The following is an 18379-nucleotide window of genomic DNA, read 5'->3' on the forward strand; positions in this document are numbered from 1 at the left end:
ACAAAACATTATTTTAATTTCAGTAAAAGTTTTTTAAATCCAGAATTATTATTAGAAAGTCCGGCATATCTTATATGTGAAAGATTCAAATCACATATATACGGAAAAAAGTATTATATAGAAGCATTTCCTTGGATGAATCAGCAAAGAGATTTTTCAATGTGTGGACATATTGCTGCATGGAGTATTCTGAAATATTATGAAAATAGTTTCAGTTTGACGGGTGGTAAGAATTTATCAATAGGGGAAATAGTTGAACATTTATCAGAACAAGCAAATAGGAAATTACCCTCTACAGGTTTGAATTTGCAACAAATTTCTAGTATATTTAAAGCATATAATTTTACACCGATTATTATAAAAAGAGAAGAAGGAAAGGAGGATGAGTTTTTTAGAGAGGTATTGGCATATATTGAATCAGGAATACCAGTATTAGCAGTATCTAATACAAAAGAGCATGTATTTTCTATAATTGGACATGGAGAAATAAAAAATAGAAATGATATAGAAGATAATAAAGAATTTATTATGCATGCAGAATATATAGATGAACTATATATTAGTGATGATAATTATTTGCCATATCGAAAAATAGAATGCAAAAGAGAAGCGAAGGCTGAAGCAGATATTACAATTAGTGATATTGATTTTGCAGTAATACCCTTATATAACCGAATTCATTTGGAATACAGAGCATTGTATGAAAGAGTTAAAAGTTATATAGAGACAAATAATTTAAATGTAAAATCAGGAATAATTGTAAAAATTTGTTTATTATCATCTAATAAGTTAAAAGAAAAAGTATTACAAAATACAGAGATAAATCCTAAATTGCAAGATATATTATTGAGACTTGAGATGCCCAAATATGTATACAAAGAATAAGGTATCTGCAAGAATTATTGCAGATAGTACAGATTCAGCTGGTGATACATCTCCATGGTTGTTGGTTCATGATGATACTAGCATTAAATTTTATGATAAAGAAGAATGGAAGATGCTAAAGGAAAAAATTGAACCGTATCAATTTAATGGAGATAATTTGAAAGGATATTTATCATGACAAGAATAATACCTGATATCAAAAGGGAATATGAGGAGCAAATAATCATAATACAATCACCCAATAATGTAGAATATAAGAACAATATAAAGAGAGTAGGGAAAAAAATATTAGAAATTAAAGCTAGCTATATGGAAGCATATAAGGAAGCAGAGGCAATGGTGATTTATTAAGGAGTGAGTAGATATGAGTTTTGAAATAGATATTAATTATAAAAGCTATATAAAAGGGATGGATGATTATATCAAAGAATTTGAAAAACTAAAAAAAGAAAACCCACAAGAGGCTAAAATAAGAGCAAAGGAAAGCTTGATTGAATCTGGTGTTTTGGATGAAGAAGGAAATCCTAAGAAACAAATTTGTGATTAATTGAATGGAGATGAGGAGTATGATGGGGTATAATCAGATGTATGAGAAATTACCTAATCTTGTCTTTGGTTTTCATGGATGTGATAAAAGTACATATGAAAAAGTGATTTTTGATAAGCGTAGAAATGCAAAACATACTATTAGTATGAGAAAAGATATTTTTGAATAAAAAGTATTTCTACCTGTAGTCTAAGACTTTAAGGAGATATTAGGATTCTTTGCAAATGGGACTTGCATAATATAACAAGACATCTGTTACAATCAGTCATTGTTTATCGTATGGCTACAAAAACAAATTAAGATAACTAAACAATATTAAATACAAAAGGATAATAGAGATGAGGTGTTGTATTGGCAGTACAAATAAACATCTCAGTGGCACCACAACGCCTAGGGAGTATCCTAAAGTTTGTGTAACCCTTCAAACGTAAGCGCTTTATCTAAGGGTGGATTTTCAATGCACACAAATCCTGTCATAATGATTGCTAGATGCTAGTGTTTTACTTCCATCGTTTGCTAGATGAATGAAAATGCTAGTACTTTACTACAATTATGGAGGAGTACAATGAGAGCAAAAAGACGTACCGAACAGGAACAGTATGAAATCATTATGGAATGCAGACAGAGCGGACTTTCTGATCACCAGTGGTGTCTGGAACATGACATCAATCCAGGAACTTTTTATAACTGGGTCCGTCGTTTTCGCAAGCAGGCTTGTGAATTTCCAGCACCAGCAGGAAAAGACCGGTTTCAGGCGATCCATCAGGAAGTTGTAAAAATGGAGATCATTCCAGACCAGTCAACCGATCTTTATGGACCGTCTTCTACAGAAGATATTGCAGAGATCACAAAACCCGTTGCAACAATGGAACTTCAGATCGGACAGGCTGTTCTGCGGATCAGTAATCAGACCGATCCACGATTACTGGAACAGACATTAAAACTTATAGGAGCATTCTCATGTTAGGCGATATCTCTGTTGTGGATGATATTTATATTGTCTGTGGATATACGGATATGAGAAAACAGATCGATGGATTATATTCGATCGTGAAGGATCAGTTGTAAGCGCTTTATCTTAGGGTGTTGCTAGAATAATAGAATGCTATTACTTTACTTCATTTTCCTAGCAAACATCTTTTGCACTTCTTCATTCCATGGTGCTAGTTTTTCTAATTCCTTCTGGGCATTTCAAAAAGAATTACTTGATGAATCTGAGAATATTAGATTTGGAAAGACCGTTTGGAAAGCCACAAAAGTTGTAGCAGTATTTTCTTTTATGATAGAATTTACTCAGCTATTATTCCATAAGCTAAACAGATATGGTATACTTATGTTCAAAGTAATGTGCAGTGGATATATATGGGAAGAATGATAGAAATATATTGAATATTGGAGTTACAAAATTAAGATAAGAAAGGTATAAAAATGAATATTCTGCTGGTCGGAGGCTCCTGCAGCCTGATAAACAGTATGATCCTGAAATTAAGAAAAGAGGGACACAGAATTTTTCTGCTGACGGGAGATAAATATAGACATAATAAATATGAAAGAGTATTTGAAAAATACGAGTTTTCTTATGATTGCGAGAATCTGAATGATATTCTGGAAAGTGTAAATGCAGATGTAACAATTCTTATGGGTGCGTTTGATACAAATTACTGTTGGAATGGGGAGGAAAGAGAGACAGTTTTTTTTATTTCTCATCTTGTCAATATTCTGGTTGCTTATTCAGTAAAAAACAAAAAAAGATTGATTTTTCTTTCTTCAGATGAAATTTATAATGGAAACTACACGGAAGATATAAAGGAAGAAGAACCCTTTTCCGGAGTGGGAATCAGAGCGGATGCACTGTCACAGGCAGAAGAGATCTGCGATAATTTCAGAATCAACAGAAGTCTGGATATTATAACTTTGCGTCTGGATCATCTCTACAATATTCCGAAAGAGAGAAAAGACGTAAATAATATTTGTGCAGATATGTGTCTGAACTGCATGTGTGACGGGCATATTAAGGCAAAAACAGACCATACATTTTCACTTCTCTATGAAAATGATGCAGTAGAGTATATTTACCAGTTTATAAAAACCAGCAACCACAAATATAGTCTTTATAATTTATCTTCTAATGATGTAGTAAGTGAAGTAAAACTTGCAGCTATGATTCAGAAAGCTATGGAAATCGAATCGAATATTGTCGCTTTTTCCGACAGTAATGGAAGATGTGTTTTGTCGGGCAATCGTTTTGAAAGAGAATTTGGAGTTCATGCATTTGGTAATCTTGAGAAGAATATAAAAGACATGGTTTCTTATATGAAGAAACATGAATCAGTTTTCCTGAAGGGGGATGACTTAAAGCTTTCATGGTGGAAAATGCTTTATGAAAAATGGAAATGGCTGATCAGGACACTTTTTCCGTTTTTCGAGAATCTGGTATGTTTTGTTCCGTTTTTCATGATGAATAACAGGACTGTGGGCAGTGAATATTTTGCAAATCTGGATCCGTTTCTTTTGTATGTGCTGCTATTTGCAATTGTATATGGGCAGCAGCAGGCGACGTTTTCTGCAATATTGGCAGTTGCAGGTTATATGTTCCGGCAGATGTATACCAGAAATAGTTTTGAGGTACTGATAGATTATAACACTTATGTCTGGATCGCACAGCTTTTTATCCTGGGGCTTGTAGTAGGATATATGAGAGACCAGATACGTATCATGCGCCTGGAGAGTCAGGAACTGGAAGAACATTTGCACAGACAGATTGTGGATATCCAGGATATCAATGAAAGTAATGTCCGTGTAAAAGAGGTCATGGAGCAGCAGCTGATCGACCATAAGGACAGTATCGGTAAAATTTACAGCATTACAGCAGGACTGGAACAGCATATGCCGGATGAGGTTATTTTCTATGCAGTGGAAATGCTGGGAAAACTTATGAAGACAAAGGATGTAGCCCTCTATAATGTGGTCAGTAAAGATTATGCCCGTATCTTTTCTGCAAGTTCCCAAAAGGCGAGAAGTCTTGGAAATTCAATCCGTTACAGGGAGATGACGGACATTTATGATGCATTAAAAGAGCAGAAGGTATATATTAATAAGAAAATGGATGAGCAGTATCCACTTATGGCAAGAGGAATCTACGAAGGTGAAGAGGTACAGATGATCGTTATGATGTGGGGACTAAGCTGGGAAAAAATGACCCTTGGACAAGCCAATTTTCTTACAGTCGTCAGCTATCTGATTCAGAATGCAGTCCTCAGGGCACAGAGATATATGCAGGCACTGGAAGAGAAGCGTTATAGCCAGAATTCCAGAATCCTGGAACCGGAAGCATTTGAGTCCCTGGTTCAGGCATATATGAAGGCAAAACTGAAAAATCTTGTAGAATGTGTATTAATTAAAGTAGATGTTCAGAACTCGGAATATCAAAAAACGGATGAGCAGATGTCCGGATATATGAGGGACAGTGATTACATGGGAATGCTGCCTGATGGAAATCTGTATGTCCTGCTTACCAACACAACCAGAGAGGGTGCTGTTATTGTACAGGACAGATTTGAGAAGAATGGCTATAAAACAGAATACGTGGAGATGATGTCAGTATGTCACAGAGAATGAAGTTGTTTATTTTCCTGCTGATCATAAATCTGATCGTGGTTGTGTTCTATCTGATCTGGAATTATGTCTGCAGAAAAGAAAAAATCGGAAGTGTATGGATGAAGGCAGTTATGATGCTTTTATGTCCGGTGACAGGTCCTGCGTTTGTATTCCTGTCATTCCTGCTTTTTAAGTTATTTTCTTCCCAGGGTATGGATTTGTCGGACGTTGTATTTAGCAAAGACAGGAAAGAGAATTTTCTCCGTCCTGATGAGGAAATGGAGAGAAATATGGTCTCTTTAGAAGAAGCCCTGGAAGTTACAGATAAGAAGAGCCTTCGTACTTTGATGCTGAATGTGATCAGAGGAGATTACCGCAATTCTCTTGCGGCGATTAATCTGGCATTAAACAGCGAGGATTCAGAGACTGCCCATTATGCAGCATCTGTTCTTCAGGATGTATTGAATGATTTTCGAAGTAAAGTACAGACAGATTATCTTTTATGCCAGGAAGAAAATGAACAGCAGGTGGAAAATTGTATAAAACTTGTTGAATATATGAATCCGATTCTGGAACAGCAGGTACTTACAAATCTGGAACAGCGTTCCATGGCAGAGAGGATGCAGGAGGTGTTGCAAAAAGCCTGGGAATTTGATAAGATAAAAATCAGCAGTACTGTCTATGAAAAGGTCTGCCAGCGCCTGTTGGAAGTAAAGGATTATGAGAAATGCACACTGTGGTGTGACCGGGCAATGGAACAATATCCGAGAGTTTTGTCTAGCTATACCTGTCAGATGAAACTCTATTTCTCATGTGGAAAGAAAGAGAAGTTCTTTCAGGTTATGCAGGAACTTCGAGATTCGGATATTGCGATTGATAATGAAACCCTTGAACTGATCAGAACATTTATGTAGAGTAAAAGGATGAACAGATATGTCAATGACAACTCTGGTTATATTAAGATTTGCAGGTATATTTGCTGCTTATACAGGTTTAACAGTTTTGTTACCTGCGATTATGTTTCGTCGGATACTGGTAGGCAGAGGACTGTCAGAGCAGTTTCTGATGTGTTATACATTTGGAAATTTTTATATTATAAATATTGTGTTTGCAGTCCAGCTTTTGCATATTTCAGGTTTCTGGGCACTTGTATTGTTTACTGCTGTACCAGGGATTCTGATCTGGAGCAGGGTGAACAGGGTTTCTCTAAGAGAACTCTGCATAAAGACAGGAATTATCTGTAAGAAAATACTTCAGGGAAGTATGGGAATGAGGGGGGCTTTATACAGAGTCTGTAACAGGATTAAGGCAGTATTAAAACGCTCAGTCCGTCTGTTTTATTACAAAGTAATCTGTAATACGCTTCAGTGGATTCTGGTAGGGGCAGTTATTATAGCTTTGTTCTGGATTTATGGAAGAAACCTGTTGCTCACTTATGGATATTGTGCTTCAGATATACCGGTACATTTGAACTGGATTAATGAGATGGTCAGAGGAAATCTTTTTTCCGATGGTGTATATCCGTTTGGATTTCACTGTATGATATATTATCTTCATACAGTTTTCAGGGTTGATACGTATGCGATTCTGTGTGTGTTCTATCTTGTACAGGTATTCTTTATTCATATGGTACTTCTTGCTGTGATGAAATTGTTATGCAGATCATTGTATCTGCCATATGCAGGAGTGCTTGTATATATATTGGGAAATCTCTGGGCAAAACAGACATATAGTCGTTTTGGGGCATCACTGCCCCAGGAATTCGGAATGATTTTTGTGATTCCGTCTGTTTACTTCCTGATCAGTTTTTTTCAGACAGAGAAGGAGAAACTGAAAACCAGAGAAACAAAGTTGCTCTCAGGATGCTTTGCGCTGGCTTTTTCGCTGACTCTGGCGATTCATTTTTATGGAACTATGATTGCAGGGCTTTGCTGTATTGGAATTGCTGTCGGTTTTTGTCCGCGCTTCCTGAATAAAGAGTATTTTAAACGAATTATGATGACTGGTATTATCAGTGTATTTCTGGCTGTGCTTCCTATGGGGATTGCATTTGCAGGAGGAACACCTCTGCAGGGCTCACTTGGCTGGGGATTAAGCGTCATCAATGGTGGCAAATCAGATACTGAGGATTCAGAGGATAAAACAATCCAGGATATAACCATGGAAGAGATGGCAGCGCGTCTGAATGAAAACTCGAAGAATAATATTAAAAGTAATAATGCGAAATCAATGCAGACAAAAAGGATTCCTGCTATGACGGAAACTCCTGAATCCACTTTTGCAGATAAAGTCAGAGAAATTTCGGAGAAAATAAAAAACATCTGGAATATGATGGCTCAGCGTATCGGGGAATTTATCATAAACTTGCCGAAACAATGGTGTGCATATGCGGTACTTATCGGAATTGCAGTTGTCATTCTGCTTGGTCTGATATTTATTATCCTGCGAAAGACTACTTATGGTGAGATGCTTATGTCAGCAGGATTCTGTATGGGAATTCTCACATTGCTGCTCTGTGCGTCAGGGCTCGGACTTCCGATGCTGATGGATCCTGCCAGATGTAGTATTTATTATGTGTATCTTCTGATATTAACGCTGACAGTTCTGGTGGATGGAATTCTTTATCTGATTTTTATGTGTCGTTTATTTACAATTCCGCGAAATGTGTTATCTTTTATCTTGACTGTGTCCATTGTTGGGAGTATGATCCATCAGGGAATGATCAAAATGCCGGGATTCGGTTCAGATTATGTATCTAATGGAGCATTGACGTGTCTGTCGAATATTATTAAAGAAAATGAAGACAAGACATGGACGATTGTATCAGCAAATGATGAGACACAGATGGGGCTTGATCATGGCTGGCATTACGAGACAATTAGCTTCCTTCGAAATATGGAGTATATGAATAAAGACACTAAATTGATTATTCCGACAAAGAATGTATACTTCTTTATAGAAAAAATCCCGCTGAATTATGCGGTACTTTACTCAGGCAGTGGTCAGTCCATTTCGAAAAAGGCAGCCAGCCAGTCATTACCAAATTCAGGTGGAATAACTATGTATCAAGGGGAGGGAAGATGGATTCTGATGTCCCGGATGTATTACTGGGCACAGGCATTTAAGGAGAGATATCCCAATGATATGAAGGTATATTATGAATCAGAAGATTTTGTGTGTTATGTAATGCCACAAAATATGTATCATCAGTATAATTTTGCAATAGATTACGGTTATAATCAGTTCCGGACACAGGAGGATAAAAATTAATATAATGGTTTCCAAAAGAAATTTTTTCAGTATTACAATCATGATGTTTGTTCTTTTGTTTTTGTTTCAGTTTTCTATGGTTATCAGAGACAGACAGAACACATATGATGTAAATTCAAATTTCACGACAAGGCAGAAAGATGGTAAAAATGTCTGGAAAAATAAACAGATAGATCCTGTGGCTGTCAGAACAACAGACAGAAGCTATGCCCTTTTTGTAGGAGACAGTTCATCGGATATGGCTACAGCCGTAAGCAGATGGTGCATTTATGCAAAGTGGGATATGGCACAGTGCAGAAATCTGGAGGATTACCAGGAGAATGATAAGGCATTGCCGGGGATGCTGATACTGGAATCAGAGAAATATGCACTTGGTGATAATCTGGAAAAATTAAAGAAACTGGAACAAAAAGGTGTGATCATTGTTTTTGGATGTCTGGAAAATCCAAAGAATATTGAAAAAAATCAGGAACTGATGGATTTTCTGGGAATTTATAAGGTTGTGTCTGAGAAAACAAAACTGACAGGTGTGAAACTTTTTGAAGGTCTTCTGCTGGGCGGAGAAGTAGTCTATGAAACTCCGAAGGAAAAAGAAGAGAAAGAACGTCAGGATCTGCAGCTGGAGATACCATGGTATCAGGTAGGAAGCGGTACGAAAACATATATGGTCGGACTTTTGGATCATAGTAAACAAAAAACTCAGGTGGAGAATGAAGATCTTCCTACGATTTTGTGGAGAAATGGAATCAAGGGTGGAAGTGTTTTTTGTATAGTGGGAGACTATATGAAGGACAGCACAGCACTGGGACTGTTGAATGGTATGATAACAGAGGCTTCTGAGTATTATATTTATCCGGTAGTAAATGCCCAGAATCTCTCAATGATCAATTTTCCGGCATTTGCAGATGAGAATGATGAAGAAATGATGAAACTGTACAGTCAGTCTGTGACAGGTATGACCAGAGATATTATGTGGCCATCACTGGTATCCATTGTAGAAAAAGGAAAGCTGAAAATGACCTGCTTTATGCAGCCACAGGCAGATTATGAAGATGGTATAGAGCCGGATACAAAAGATATGATATTTTACCTGAAGCAGATGAAAGAGCAGGAAGCGGAAGTAGGACTTTCTCTTGAGTATAAAAATGCAGGTTCTTTGCGGGAAAAACTGGATCAGGATGCAGACTTTTTTCAGAAATCGGACAGCAGTTATAAATATGGAGCTGCTTTTGCGGAAGAAAGGGATTTGGATACGATAACAGGATTGATGAATACTGAATTGTTGAAAAATGTAAGTACACTGGTATGTGAATATACAGAGAAAGAGCCGGTGGTTTCTTATTGTACGGATTCTGTAACTTTACAGTCTGTGACAAGTGATGGGATGAATTACAGTTATAGTGATGATATTCGGATGAGAAGTATCCAGAGTTCGCTGGCATATACGAATGTTATGTTAAATATGCATGATATTTTCTGGCCGCAGCAGAAAACTGACAGATGGCAGATTATGCAGAAGCATTTTTCCAGTAATATCCTTACCTATTGGAAAAAATTTACAGGTTTTGACAGTATGACTCTTTCAGAAAGCAACACTAGAATCAGAACTTTTCTGAATCTGGATTTCTCAGAGTCCAGAACAGAGAATGAGATTACGTTGGAAACTTCTGAGAAAGGAAGCTGGTTTCTTCTCAGGACGCATGGAGAAGAAATCGCAGAAATAGAAGGCGGTACAGAAAAGGAAATAGAAGATGGAACTTATCTGATCCAGGCGCAGGATACTACTGTGAAGATTCAGATAAAAACATCAGGACTTCATTATGACAGATAGCTGTTATGACAGAGAGGAAATGAGCAGAAAAGTATGAAAGTTTGTATTGTGGCAGAGGGCTGTTACCCATATGTGGTCGGAGGTGTTTCCGGCTGGATCAACAGTCTGATCAGATCTTTTCCGAATGTAGAATTTATATTGCTGGCAATTGTGGCGAACAGATCCTTCAGGGGGAAATTTGTCTATGAGCTGCCGGAAAACCTTACACAGGTTTATGAAGTATATCTGGATGACTGTGAATGGGAAAGCGGAAACAGAAAAAGAAAATCTTTAAGGCAAGTCAATCTCTCTCATAAAGAATATGACGAAATGCTGAATATGGTGCTGAACCGGAGGACAGACTGGGGTGTGATTTTTGACCTGTTTCACAGAAAGCATCTTTCTGTAGATGATTTTCTTATGGGGGAGGATTTCTTCAGGATTGCCAGGGAGTGCTATGACCGTAATTATTCAAATATTAATTTCTCGGATTTCCTCTGGACGCTGCGATCCATTTATCTGCCGATGTTCTGGGCACTGAGAATGGATGTACCGAAGGCGGATTTGTATCATTGTGTGGCCACCGGTTATTCTGGAATTCTTGGAAGTATGGCAAAACATTTTCATGGAAGTTCATTACTGATCTCCGAGCATGGGATTTATACCAGAGAAAGGGAGGAAGAACTGATCAAAGCTTCCTGGGTAAGGGGAGTATATAAGAATATCTGGATTGAACAGTTTAAGAAGATGTCACTTCTTGCATATGAAAAGGCAGATATGGTAACCTGTCTGTATGAACATGCAAAGGACCTGCAGATAGAATTGGGATGTCCGCCTGAGAAGATCAGGGTGACACCAAATGGGATCAATACACAGACGCTTGCAGATCTTCCCGGCAAGACAGAAGAAGAGAAGCAGTTTATCAATGCCGGGGCTGTACTTCGTGTAACTCCTATCAAAGATGTTAAAACCATGATACAGGCATTTGCTTTTGCCAAAAAAAAAGTAAAAAATATGAAGCTCTGGATTATGGGACCGGCAGATGAAGATAAAAAATATGCAAAAGAATGTTATGATCTGGTAGAATCCCTTGGGGTTCAGGATGTGGAATTCACAGGAAGGGTTAATGTAAAGGATTATCTGGGCAAGATGGATTTCACACTGCTTACCAGTATCAGTGAAGGACAGCCTTTGACAATCCTTGAGAGTTATGCGGCTCACAAACCTGTAATTGCCACAGATGTGGGAAATTGCAGGGAACTGATCTATGGAAATAATGACGGATTTGGGGAAGCGGGAATCCTCACACACATTATGAATATAGAAGAGATCGCCCATGCAATGGTTACCATGTCTGTAAATGAGAAAGACAGAAGGCGTATGGGAGAAGCAGGATACAGACGTGTAAATGCACTTTACAGGATTGATCAGATGAAGGAAGTATACAGAGAAATATACAAAGGATTTTCAGATAGACAGAATCTTTCGTGGACAGAGGAACCCTTTCAGATCAGTGTGTATGAAAAGATGATCTAAATGAAAGCATAATGTGACTGAGATCGGGATAACAAACATAAGATAAGCAATTACGGGATGGAGGGGACATATGGCAGGAATAGGTGTAAAACTTACAAATATCTATAAAAAGAATACGCTGACTACTGATATCATAGGTGCGGGATACAGTATGGTCGTTACAATCGCCCCCATGCTGCTGGTGATCGGTGCGCTTATGATCATGGAGTATTTTCTGGATTTCTCTTCAGTAGGTTATGTTACAAGAGAACTGTTTTCCTGTACGGTTCTGTATATATTTATTTTTTCCTTGCTTACGGCGTCTCCATTTAACTCTGTATTATCCAAATATATGTCAGATGTGATCTATGAAGAGACATATGAAGATATTTTGCCGTGCTATTATGTGGGCATGCTTTTGAATATTTCACTGAGTGCTCTTGTGGGAATTCCATTCTGTATCCGGGAGTATCTGGTTGGAAAAGTGGGCATTATTTATGTTTTTACAGGTTATTGCGGATACATTGCCCTGGTTCTTGTGTTCTATTCTATGTTGTACCTGTCTATCTGTAAGGATTACAAAAAAATATCATTCTTCTTTGCCGTTGGTATGACAGTGACAGTGTTTTTATCTTTTCTGCTTGTAAAAGTATTTCATTGGGGTATTACATATGGAATGCTGTTTTCGCTGACAATTGGATTTTGGCTGATCGCCTGTCTGGAAATGTCGGTAGTCCGGAGTTATTTTAAGGAAAACAGTGGAAAATACAGACAGGTTCTGGTCTATTTTAAGGAATATTGGCCGTTGGTGGTTACAAATTTTCTTTACACTTTAGGACTTTATGTACACAATTTTGTTTTCTGGACAACAGATCTTCACATGATAGTAGTAAAATCTTTTGTATGTGTGACAACATATGATATGGCAACCTGTCTTGCAATGTTTACAAATATCTCTGCAAGTGTTATCTTTATCAGTAGAGTTGAGATGTATTTTCATGGCAGATATAAAGCATACTCAGAAGCCGTTATCGGTGGAAGAGGAGCTGATATTGATATTACAAAGAAGGGGATGTTCCGTGCTCTTTCCGAAGAGCTTATGAGTCTTGCCAGAGTGCAGTTTATTATTACGCTGGTGATCTTTCTGATCTGTATGATTTTTCTTCCGCAGCTTGGTTTTGGAGGAATGACAATGAGGATATATCCCTGTCTGGCGTCAGGATATTTTATCTTGTTTCTGATGTATGCGGAGATTATTTTCATGTATTATTTTAATGACATGAAGGGTTGCGTATTGACGGGACTGGTGTTTTGCCTTATCACACTGGTGGGAAGTATAATATCTTCTCATTTTACAGAGATATGGTATGGGGCGGGGCTTGTTGTCGGGAGCTTTGCCGGATGGACAGTGGCTTATGGAAGACTTCGGTGGATGGAGAAACATCTGGATGTCCATATATTTTGTAACGGTCATCTGCTGAAGAAGAAAAAAGGTGATTGTCCGTCACCAAAAGTATTTGACAGATATGAATAGTAAGAAAGGAACGAAAGAAAAAAATGGAAGTGGGAGATATACTGAGGTTATTTGTGATCGTATCAGGAGTGTTTATGGTTGTGAGGGCAATTCTGTCACTTGCAAAGAGAAAGATGACAGAACCATTTTGTCTTGCATGGGTGTTTTTGTTTGCATTAATGATTCTTTCAGGTGCACTTTTAAATCCATCTCAGATGAAGCGTTATGTCAGTACACGCGGACTGATTCTGACTATAATAATTGTGTCAGGTGTTCTGTGGGGATTATGGTTTATCAGTACGCAGGTTTCTATCCTGAAAAGAAAAAATCAGGAGCTTGCCATGCAGGTTTCTTTATTAAACAATGATTACGAGAAAATCATCAAAGAACTGGAAAAATTAGAGAAAGAGAAATAAAAATATGAAAAGAGTACTGTTTGTAATTAATACTCTTGGAGGTGCAGGTGCAGAGAAGGCATTACTGGAACTGCTCAAAAGATTTACCCCGGACCGGTATGAGGTGGATCTGTACGTGCTTCTGGAACAGGGAGAACTGATCAGTCAGGTGCCGGGTTATGTAAATATTCTGAACAGGGACTATACGGCAGAATCAGTTCTTTCAGCAGAGGGAAAGAAAGAATTGAACAGAAAGGTTCTCAGACGATTATTTATACACAGGGCATTATTGAAAAATATACCATATCTTATAAAAAATACGTTTTCCATGCTTGGCAGAAAAAAAATATATCCGGACAAGTTTTTATGGCGTATCATGTCAGACAGTGGTATGAAACTGAATAAAAGCTATGATATGGCAGTTGCTTATCTGGAAGGTGGGGCTACATATTTTGTCCATGATCATGTTAAGGCCAGGAAGAAGTTCACATTCCTGCATGTTGATTATAAATATGCCGGCTACAGCAGAGGACTGGACAGGGACTGTTACCTGGACTTTGACAGGATCTTTACAGTATCAGGGGAAGTAAAGAGTGTATTTGACAGTGTATATCCGGAATGCCGGAATAAAACCTTTATTTTCCATAATCTGATCGACAGAGAGGAAATATACAGAAAATCAGAACTTCCCGGTGGATTCAGTGATACATACACCGGAAAGCGTATACTGACAGTGGGAAGGCTGACTGCACAGAAAGCGTATGAAGTAGCTGTTGATGCGATGAAGCTCCTGAAGGATCAGGGGATAAAAGCGCGCTGGTATGTTCTGGGCGAGGGAGAATTACGAAATAAGCTTCAGCAGAAAATAGACAGTCTTGGACTGAAGGAAGATTTTCTGTTACTGGGTGCGAAGGAGAATCCTTATCCATATTATAAGCAATGTGATCTGTATGTGCATGCGACCCGGTTTGAGGGGAAAAGTATTGCAATACAGGAAGCTCAGGTTCTGGGCTGTACGATTCTGGTATCTGATTGCAGCGGAAACCGGGAACAGGTGAAGAATGGGACGGATGGTATACTGTGTCAGCTTTCACCGGAGGATATCAGCAGGAAGATAGCTGAACTGCTGGGAAATGAAGAGAAATGCAGAGAATATGGAAAAAAAGCTACAGTCCGGATATCCGATGAACAGGGAGATATCCTGAAACTGTTTGAGATAGTATAAGAAGAGAGAGAGGCATCTATGGATAACAGAGAGAACGTCAGAAAAGAATCAAAAAAAGCAGTTTTAATTATTATTCCGGCATATAATGAGGAAAAAAACATTGTACCGCTTCTGGAAAAACTGGAACAGCCGGAGATTACACAGTTTGCAGATGTACTGGTCGTGAATGATGCGTCTCAGGATGAGACAAATCATGTGACTAAAAAGAGAAACCATACGGTGATTACCAATGTATTTAATCTGGGTTATGGGAGTGGTCTGCAGCTTGGTTATAAATATGCGGTGCGTAAAGGATACAGCTATGTTATACAAATGGATGCAGACGGTCAGCATGACGTATGTAACCTTCTGGAAATCTATAAGGAATTGCAGAAAGAGGATGAGAATGGGAAATTGCCGGATATTGTCCTTGGTTCAAGATTTATGGAAGGAAGTTCTGAATATACGGTCTCATGGGCAAAGAAAATTGCATTTGTATGGTTTCGTGCAATTCTGAAACTTGGAACAGGGAAAAAAATAACAGATCCGACTACAGGTCTTCAGGGACTGAACTGGAAAACTTTTCTTTTTTATTCAAAATATAATAATTTTGATGACAAATATCCAGATGCAAATATGCTTATGCAGATGTTGCTGCTTGGATTCAGAGTCAGAGAGATTCCGGCAGTGATGCATGTCAGAACTGCCGGTGTCAGTATGCATTCCGGCCTTAAACCGATCGTCTATATGTTCAGGATGACTGTTTCTATTCTGACTGTGTGGATCAGGGAAAAGATTCTTAAGATGGATGAGGATAAAATACGTGAACTGGAAAAATATAATGAATAAAAACAACTGGGTATTCCAACAGGTGGAACTCATCGAGAGTAATGTCTGCCTGGAAAATCCAGGCAGAGGATGGTATGGAATCTATACGTTTGTTGTTCAGGATTCCATAAATCCAGAAGAACTGAGATGGAGTCTGAGAGATGGAGAACTTCTTGCACTGGTATTGCTGGATATCAGTATATATCGCAGTATGCAACTGGATGAGAATGCCCTGAATAATATCAGAAGCATTCTCAGTTTTTTTATGTATTACAAAAAAGATGTGATTCTGCGGCCGGTTTATGATCGGGAAGGAAAAGGGCGTGAATGTGAGCCGGATAGTTTTGAACAGGTGCTGGAGCATTTACAGCAGATTGGTGGTTTGCTCCGGGATATGCAACATTCGGTATTCATCTTCCAGGGGATGCTTGTCGGAAGCTGGGGAGAAATGCATGATTCCAGATATCTGTCACCAGAGTGTATCAATCGAATGTGGAACTGTATGCGGCAGTATTTGGGAGATGAGATATATCTTGCTGTACGTACTCCGGCGCAGTGGAGAACTTTGAGAAGTGAAAAAGAATTCAGACAAAAGAAATATGCGCATCTGGCATTATTTGATGATGGGATTCTGGGTTCCATGACTCATCTGGGAACCTTTGGAACTGAACTCAGGGAGGCGGCAGGCTGGGCACAGGCGTGGACAAGAAAAGAGGAAATGGAATTTGTTAATTGTCTTACGGAAGATATGCCATGTGGTGGAGAAGTAGTAGCCTGTACTGAGAACGACAGAATGTATGAGGCAAAGTTCATAGTCAACGAGTTAAAAAAGATGCATATTACTTATTTGGACAGTACTCATGATATGAAAGCACTGGATTTATGGAAAAGTATATCGTGGGATGGATTTGATAATTTGAAAATATGGAAGGGATACAGCCTCTATGAGTATATAGGAGAACACCTGGGATATCGGCTTGTAGTGCGAACTGTGGAGTTGAAACCGATTCGAAGAGGAAGAGCAGAATTTATGTTTGAAATTGAGAATACCGGGTTTGGAAGGGTATTTCAGGAAACAGAATTGTTTCTGATAATGAAAAACAGGAATGAGACCAGAGAAGTTCCGATATCCATGGATATGAGAAAAATCCAGGCAGGAACCAGGATATGTGGAAAAACAGTGATTAAATTAATGGAGGGCAGAGTATCCTTGAAACTTCAGAGAAAAAAAGATGGACGGATCATTCATTTTGCAAATAAAAACAGTACAGACACCCTTTACCTGGGAAGTCTGCACTGTGGAAAAATTTATCTTAGTGAAGAATAAGAGTACCTACAGGAACTGTCTTGCTGTTTTCTGCCCCCTGATTGGCAAAGTGGATAGAATTTTCTGTGTATGGATCTTCCATACGCAGTGAAATGGAGTAAGTTCCTTTTCTCAGGGAACGGATATCCAGATCTGTTTTAAATGTGGAGCAGTCATTGCCTGCTATGGTACGGTTGTCAATATTTGTTTCTATTTTCTTTGATTTTCCGGTACTTTCATCAGTGAGGAACAGAACAGTATCGAATCTGGTATATGCGGAAGAAAATCCTGTGTTTGCAATTGTTATATAAAGAGAGGCTGTGTCACTCAGGTCGGAGTGAAAATCAACAGAGGATTCTTTCATAACATACCGATAACCAAGGTGTGTACTTATATAATCGTACCCTGTACATCCGGAAAAAACGTCTGTCCGTGATCCTGTATAAGTGGAATTCTTCCATTTATCCAGAACTGCGGTATCGTGTTCGGAATTCAGGTAAGATATATGCATCTGTGAAAGGTCGGCAATCGCATTGTTCAGATCGTTATATTCATTATCAACTGTAACCTCACCCCCATTAGGAACATATTGGCAGAGTTTGTACTGGAAAAGAAGTTCCTCACTTCGTGTGCCTTGCTCATCCAGATTACTGTCCGACTGTAAAGGGGTATCATCGTAAGTACCCAGATCATAAACAGAACCAAGCATGCCGTCATTAAAAAGACTGAGTCTTGCCTGCAGGCTGCCATTGCCGGCATCTGTACTGGACAGGGGCGTTCTGGTGCGGAGTATGCCACGCAGCTGACCAGGAGTGCGGACTGCCAGAAAAATATCAGAGGAAATATTCTGATCAAGTGCTTCTATAATCTGTCTTATCTGATTAATATCTCCGTAATTGGAATGATTCATTTCTCCAGTATTTCCTGTCAGAGTACCCTGAAGAATATAAACACAGTCTGCATATTTGTTGACAGTAGAAGAAATCTGGGAAATATGATTCTTTATCTGAGGCAGGTCAGATGGTTCCGTGGACAGAGCCTGTCCATCCCAGTCATACAGAAAACGGAGGATAACTTGTTTTTTTGCCCGAACACATTCTTCCAGTATTTTATCCAACTGATTTTTGGCATTTGTGCTTATGCTGGTATTGGAGTAATTTTTCAGATTAATCTCCAGAAGCATCAGAGGATATGGATTGGAAGCGCAACTTTTTCTGCACCAGTCAGCAGATTTCTCCGGCTTCTGCTTATCTGAAAGAATGTATCCGCTCAACTGATAGAAACCACGATATGGGTTGTCCAGTTCACGGGAGGATTCTTCTGTCATTGCAGGAGTGTATTTTACATTTAGCCGTCTGATGGAGATTATGTGGTAGAGACATAATACAGCCAGCACCGAGCAGATAACAAAAAAAAGACTGTGCAGGATGATTGATGATTTTTTTTTCATGAATATTTGCTCCTTATACTTGAAAATATCTATACATATAACTATGAATTGACTATAAT

At 38.5% G+C, this 18379-nt stretch carries 18 protein-coding genes; 17 read left to right on the forward strand and 1 reads right to left on the reverse strand.

Annotation, left to right across the window (positions count from 1 at the left end; genetic code table 11):
• Positions 1 to 135 precede the first annotated feature (135 nt).
• From QUE18_RS03455 to QUE18_RS03535, 17 genes are all read left to right on the forward strand, one after another.
• Positions 136 to 885: a hypothetical protein gene (locus QUE18_RS03455; protein ID WP_009202938.1), complete on the forward strand. Its 750-nt coding sequence runs from the start codon at positions 136 to 138 to the stop codon at positions 883 to 885.
• A complete protein-coding gene (locus QUE18_RS03460) occupies positions 869 to 1063 on the forward strand; it encodes a hypothetical protein (protein ID WP_009202939.1) in 195 nt (64 codons plus the stop codon). The genes QUE18_RS03455 and QUE18_RS03460 overlap by 17 nt, the downstream gene beginning before the upstream one ends.
• Positions 1060 to 1236 carry a hypothetical protein gene (locus QUE18_RS03465; RefSeq protein ID WP_009202940.1) on the forward strand — a complete coding sequence of 59 codons (177 nt, stop codon included), beginning with the start codon at positions 1060 to 1062 and terminating at the stop codon, positions 1234 to 1236. The genes QUE18_RS03460 and QUE18_RS03465 overlap by 4 nt, the downstream gene beginning before the upstream one ends.
• Before the next feature lie 13 nt (positions 1237 to 1249).
• Positions 1250 to 1432, forward strand: a complete 183-nt coding sequence (locus QUE18_RS03470) for a hypothetical protein (protein ID WP_009202941.1) — start codon at positions 1250 to 1252, stop codon at positions 1430 to 1432.
• A 19-nt stretch (positions 1433 to 1451) separates the two neighbouring features.
• Entirely contained in the window at positions 1452 to 1601 is a 150-nt protein-coding gene (locus tag QUE18_RS03475) for a hypothetical protein (protein WP_154662997.1), read from the forward strand.
• A 396-nt stretch (positions 1602 to 1997) separates the two neighbouring features.
• Positions 1998 to 2399, forward strand: coding sequence for an IS66 family insertion sequence element accessory protein TnpA (gene tnpA, locus QUE18_RS03480; RefSeq protein ID WP_040343850.1), 402 nt, complete (start codon positions 1998 to 2000; stop codon positions 2397 to 2399).
• Positions 2393 to 2500: an IS66 family insertion sequence element accessory protein TnpB gene (gene tnpB / locus QUE18_RS03485; protein WP_009202944.1), complete on the forward strand. Its 108-nt coding sequence runs from the start codon at positions 2393 to 2395 to the stop codon at positions 2498 to 2500. The genes tnpA and tnpB overlap by 7 nt, the downstream gene beginning before the upstream one ends.
• A gap of 360 nt (positions 2501 to 2860) precedes the next feature.
• The gene (locus QUE18_RS03490) at positions 2861 to 5050 is read left to right on the forward strand and encodes an NAD-dependent epimerase/dehydratase family protein (RefSeq protein ID WP_040343853.1); all 2190 of its coding nucleotides are present in this window, start codon (positions 2861 to 2863) and stop codon (positions 5048 to 5050) included.
• Positions 5035 to 5943, forward strand: coding sequence for a hypothetical protein (locus tag QUE18_RS03495; protein WP_242852687.1), 909 nt, complete (start codon positions 5035 to 5037; stop codon positions 5941 to 5943). Before QUE18_RS03490 ends, QUE18_RS03495 begins: the two co-directional genes overlap by 16 nt.
• A gap of 19 nt (positions 5944 to 5962) precedes the next feature.
• Positions 5963 to 8299: a hypothetical protein gene (locus QUE18_RS03500; RefSeq protein WP_040343855.1), complete on the forward strand. Its 2337-nt coding sequence runs from the start codon at positions 5963 to 5965 to the stop codon at positions 8297 to 8299.
• 238 nt (positions 8300 to 8537) lie between these two features.
• On the forward strand, positions 8538 to 10130 hold the full coding sequence (locus QUE18_RS03505) for a DUF2194 domain-containing protein (RefSeq protein WP_242852688.1): 1593 nt from the start codon (positions 8538 to 8540) through the stop codon (positions 10128 to 10130).
• 33 nt (positions 10131 to 10163) lie between these two features.
• Positions 10164 to 11645 carry a GT4 family glycosyltransferase PelF gene (gene pelF, locus QUE18_RS03510; protein ID WP_009202950.1) on the forward strand — a complete coding sequence of 494 codons (1482 nt, stop codon included), beginning with the start codon at positions 10164 to 10166 and terminating at the stop codon, positions 11643 to 11645.
• Between the two features lie 70 nt (positions 11646 to 11715).
• Positions 11716 to 13158, forward strand: coding sequence for an exopolysaccharide Pel transporter PelG (gene pelG, locus QUE18_RS03515; protein ID WP_009202951.1), 1443 nt, complete (start codon positions 11716 to 11718; stop codon positions 13156 to 13158).
• Between the two features lie 23 nt (positions 13159 to 13181).
• Positions 13182 to 13553 (forward strand): hypothetical protein, encoded by a 372-nt coding sequence (locus tag QUE18_RS03520; RefSeq protein WP_009202952.1) that lies wholly within the window; start codon positions 13182 to 13184, stop codon positions 13551 to 13553.
• A 4-nt stretch (positions 13554 to 13557) separates the two neighbouring features.
• Positions 13558 to 14757 (forward strand): glycosyltransferase, encoded by a 1200-nt coding sequence (locus QUE18_RS03525; protein ID WP_009202953.1) that lies wholly within the window; start codon positions 13558 to 13560, stop codon positions 14755 to 14757.
• Positions 14758 to 14775: 18 nt separating this feature from the next.
• The gene (locus QUE18_RS03530) at positions 14776 to 15585 is read left to right on the forward strand and encodes a glycosyltransferase family 2 protein (protein WP_009202954.1); all 810 of its coding nucleotides are present in this window, start codon (positions 14776 to 14778) and stop codon (positions 15583 to 15585) included.
• Positions 15578 to 16891: a DUF4832 domain-containing protein gene (locus QUE18_RS03535; protein ID WP_040343858.1), complete on the forward strand. Its 1314-nt coding sequence runs from the start codon at positions 15578 to 15580 to the stop codon at positions 16889 to 16891. The genes QUE18_RS03530 and QUE18_RS03535 overlap by 8 nt, the downstream gene beginning before the upstream one ends.
• Here the strand turns inward: QUE18_RS03535 and QUE18_RS03540 are convergent.
• Positions 16878 to 18320 carry a DUF4832 domain-containing protein gene (locus QUE18_RS03540; protein WP_242852689.1) on the reverse strand — a complete coding sequence of 481 codons (1443 nt, stop codon included), beginning with the start codon at positions 18318 to 18320 and terminating at the stop codon, positions 16878 to 16880. The genes QUE18_RS03535 and QUE18_RS03540 overlap by 14 nt on opposite strands.
• Between the last annotated feature and the right edge of the window lie 59 nt (positions 18321 to 18379).

The sequence above is a fragment of the Anaerostipes hadrus ATCC 29173 = JCM 17467 genome (assembly GCF_030296915.1).
Taxonomy (GTDB): Bacteria; Bacillota; Clostridia; order Lachnospirales; family Lachnospiraceae; genus Anaerostipes; species Anaerostipes hadrus.